We start from the raw sequence: 4,018 nt of genomic DNA, 5'->3' as shown, positions 1-4,018 counted from the left end.
GTGTTTTTCTTTCAAACCTTTCGAGAACTGCATCCCACATAGTTTCGTCACCCTGACTGAAGTTTTGGGGGATTTTAAACCAAGACCTTGAAAGGGATGGCTGTAAGAGCGGAACCATACGAAGCCGTTACCGCAGCAACGGATATGTACCCAAAACCCTACTCAATCCCCACCTGATTCCGCCCATTATGCTTGGCCGTATACAACCCCTTGTCCGCCGCCAATATCACCTGCCGACAATCCGTCCCCTGCTGCGGCGTCATCGTCGACAACCCGATACTGATCGTCAAACTCGACCCCTCGGTCGGCGCAATATGCGGGATCTTCAGCGCCGCCACCGCCATCCGCAGCTTCTCGGCCACCAACCGCGCCCCACCCGGCGATGTGTTAGGCAGCACCAGAGCAAACTCCTCCCCCCCATACCGCGCCGGCAAATCCGAAGGCCGGCTGCTCGCCTCACGAATCGTCGCAGCCACCTTGCGCAACGCCTCGTCCCCCTCGACATGCCCAAAGCTGTCGTTATAGGTCTTGAAGAAATCCACATCAATCATCAGCAACGACAACTGCGTCTGGTCACGCATGGCCCGGCGCCACTCCAGCTCCAGGTACTCGTCAAAGTGCCGACGGTTGGACAGCCCCGTCAGCCCATCAGAGTTCATCAACCGTTGCAACACCAGGTTGGTGTCGAGCAATTGCTGCTGGCTGACCCGCAGCGCACGATACGCCGCATCCCGCTGCAACAACGTCATATAGGAGCGCGAGTGATAGCGAATCCGCGCCACCAGTTCGATGTTGTCCGGCAGCTTGACCAGGTAATCATTGGCCCCCGCCGAAAACGCCGCGCTCTTGATCAGCGGGTCCTCCTTGGTCGAAAGCACAATGATCGGGATATTCGCCGTGGCCGGGTGGTTGCGGTACTCGCGCACCAGCGTCAGGCCGTCGAGGCCGGGCATCACCAGGTCTTGCAGGATCACCGTCGGCTTGATGCGGATCGCCTGGGCGATCGCCTGGTGCGGATCGGCGCAAAAGTGGAAGTCGATGTTTTCTTCATGAGCCAGGCCGCGCCGCACGGCTTCGCCGATCATGGCCTGGTCGTCGACCAGCAACACCATGGCGGCGTTTTCGTCGGTCTTGATGTCGTCGATCTGTAAATCATTCATGTGCAGTCACCTGAATTACCACCTGCAAACCAACACCGTGGAGGGTAAGGATCATTTCGAAAATACCTCCAACAACCGGGGCGCAATTCTATCCAGTGGGCGAATTTCAACAGCGGCATCGATCGCCGCCGCCGCTTTGGGCATGCCATACACCGCCGAGCTCTGCTGATCCTGGGCGATGGTCAAATATCCTTGTTCACGCAGTAACTTGAGGCCCTGGGCCCCATCGCGCCCCATGCCGGTCAGCAGTACGCCGACGGCATCGCCATTCCAGTGGCTGGCCACGCTTTCGAAGAACACGTCGATCGAAGGCCGGTAGATCTCGTTCACCGGCTCTGCGGTATAGGCTAGCGTGCCATCCTTCAATAGACGAATGTGGTGATTGGTGCCGGCCAGCAGCACCGTACCGCTCTGCGGCGGTTCACCCTCGCGGGCCAGGCGCACCGGCAAGCTGGAGGCACTGCTCAGCCACTCGGCCATGCCGGCGGCGAACACCTGGTCCACATGCTGCACCAGCACGATGGCGGCGGGAAAGTCCCGGGGCAGGCCCTTGAGCAGGATTTCCAGGGCAGCCGGGCCACCCGCCGAGGAGCCGATGGCGACCAGGCTCTGGCGCTTGCCGGTACTGCGCTGTGGCGCGGTTTCAGCGCGCACGCGGCTGCCGCGCTGGCCGATCAGCCAGCCGATATTGAGGATCTTGCGCAACAGCGGCGCCGCCGCGTCCTTGGGGTTGCCCACGCCAAGCGGTGGCGTGTCGACCACGTCCAGCGCGCCGTGGCCCATGGCTTCGAACACCCGGCTCATGTTGGCCTGGCGGTCGACGGTGACGATCACGATGGCGCACGGGGTCTCGGCCATGATCCGGCGGGTCGCCTCCACGCCGTCCATCACCGGCATGATCAGGTCCATCAGGATCAGATCCGGGGTCAGCTCGGCGCAGTGCTGCACCGCTTCCAGACCGTTACTGGCCACCCACACCAGCTCATGGGCGGGCTCGAAACCCAAGGCGCGACGCAGGGCTTCCACCGCCAGGGGCATGTCATTGACGATCGCAATCCTCATGCCCGCGCGCCTCCAATCAGCTCCATCACGGCGTCCAGCAGGGCGTCATCGTGGAAACTGGCTTTGGCCAAATAATAGTCGGCGCCGGCGTCCAGTCCACGACGTCGGTCTTCTTCACGATCCTTGTAGGACACCACCATCACCGGCAACGACTGCAGGCGAGTATCACGGCGCAAAAGTGTGACCAATTCAATACCGTCCATGCGAGGCATATCAATGTCAGTGATCAACAGGTCAAAGTCTTCGGAGCGCAAGGCATTCCAGCCATCCATGCCATCGACCGCCACCGCCACTTCATAACCACGATTAAGTAACAACTTGCGTTGCAGTTCACGCACGGTGAGCGAATCGTCGACCACCAGCACCCGTTTGCGCGGGGCCTCGGTGGCCTGCTGGCTACGCCGGGCGATGCGTTCCAGGCGGCCGGTGTTGAGCAGTTTGTCGACCGAACGCAGCATGTCTTCGACATCGACGATCAGCACCACCGAGCCGTCATCCAGCAAGGCACCGGCGGAAATATCCTGGACCTTGCCCAGCCGGTCATCCAGCGGCAACACCACCAGGGTGCGCTCGCCGATAAAGCGCTCCACGGCGATCCCGTACACGGCATCGCGCTCGCGGATCACCACCACCTTCAGGGTCTCCTGATTACTCTGCCCCGGCGGGCGCTGCAATAACTGGCTGGCCGCGACCAGCCCGACATGCCGGCCTTCGTGCCAGAAATGCTGACGGCCTTCCAGTTGCACGATGTCGTCGGGCGCCAGGTCGCACATGCGCTCGATGTGCGCCAGCGGGAACGCGTAGGCTTCTTCGCCGACTTCCACCACCAGGCTGCGCACCACCGACAGGGTCAGCGGCACCTCCAGGTGAAAACGGCTGCCCTGCCCCGCCGTCTGCTCCAACACCACCGCACCGCGCAGCTGGCGCACCATGTGCTGCACCGCATCCAGGCCGACGCCGCGCCCGGACACTTCGGTGACCTTGTCGCGCAGGCTGAAACCCGGCAAAAACAGGAACGTCAGCAGCTCTTCCTCGCTCAGGCGCAGCGCGGTTTCCAGCGGCGACAAGTGTCGGTCGACGATGGTGCCGCGCAGGCGCTCCAGGTCGACCCCATTGCCGTCATCGCTGAGCTCCAGCACCAGCAGACCGGCCTGATGGGACGCGCGCAGGCGGATCAGGCCTTCGGCGGGTTTGCCCGCCAGCATGCGCTGCTCGGGCATTTCGATACCGTGGTCGACGGCATTGCGCAGCAAGTGGGTGAGCGGTGCTTCGAGCTTTTCCAGTACGTCGCGGTCAACCTGGGTCTTTTCGCCCTCGATCTCCAAGCGCACCTGCTTGCCCAGGCTGCGGCCAAGATCACGCACCATGCGCACTTGCCCGGCCAGCACATCGGCAAACGGGCGCATGCGGCAGGCCAGCGCCGTGTCGTACAGCACCTGGGCGCGCTGCCCGGCCTGCCAGCCGAACTCATCCAGCTCGGCGTGTTTTTCCGCCAGCAGGGCCTGGGCTTCGCTCAACAGGCGGCGCGTATCGGCCAGGGCTTCCTGGGCTTCGAGGTTCAAGTCCAGGGTCTTGAGCTGACCGTCCAGCGTATCCAGGGCGCGCACGCTCTGGCTCTGGATGCGCTTGAGGCGTTGCAGGCTGGCCAGGTACGGCTTGAGCCGCTGGGTTTCGACCAGGGATTTGCTCGACAGGTCGAGCAGGCTGTTCAAGCGTTCGGCGGTCACGCGCAATACGCGCTCGCCGCCTTCGGTCATACGTTTGTTCTGGCGCGGCGGCTCGCTGCTGACCGGCGG

The 4,018-nt window shown here is 62.9% G+C and carries 3 protein-coding genes; all 3 read right to left on the bottom strand.

Annotation, left to right across the window (positions count from 1 at the left end; translation table 11 throughout):
* Positions 1-158 precede the first annotated feature (158 nt).
* Positions 159-1,160, bottom strand: a complete 1,002-nt coding sequence (locus WBR57_RS03365; RefSeq protein ID WP_424082102.1) for a diguanylate cyclase — start codon at positions 1,158-1,160, stop codon at positions 159-161.
* A gap of 51 nt (positions 1,161-1,211) precedes the next feature.
* Positions 1,212-2,222 carry a chemotaxis response regulator protein-glutamate methylesterase gene (locus WBR57_RS03360; RefSeq protein WP_424082100.1) on the bottom strand — a complete coding sequence of 337 codons (1,011 nt, stop codon included), beginning with the start codon at positions 2,220-2,222 and terminating at the stop codon, positions 1,212-1,214.
* On the bottom strand, positions 2,219-4,018 hold a 1,800-nt coding region (locus WBR57_RS03355), incomplete at its 5' end, for a hybrid sensor histidine kinase/response regulator (protein ID WP_424082098.1). The genes WBR57_RS03355 and WBR57_RS03360, both read right to left, overlap by 4 nt.

This window comes from Pseudomonas sp., from assembly GCF_049590575.1.
GTDB lineage: Bacteria > Pseudomonadota > Gammaproteobacteria > Pseudomonadales > Pseudomonadaceae > Aquipseudomonas.
The sequence above is the reverse complement of the archived record's forward strand: the minus strand, read 5'-3'. Positions and strand labels throughout refer to the sequence as shown.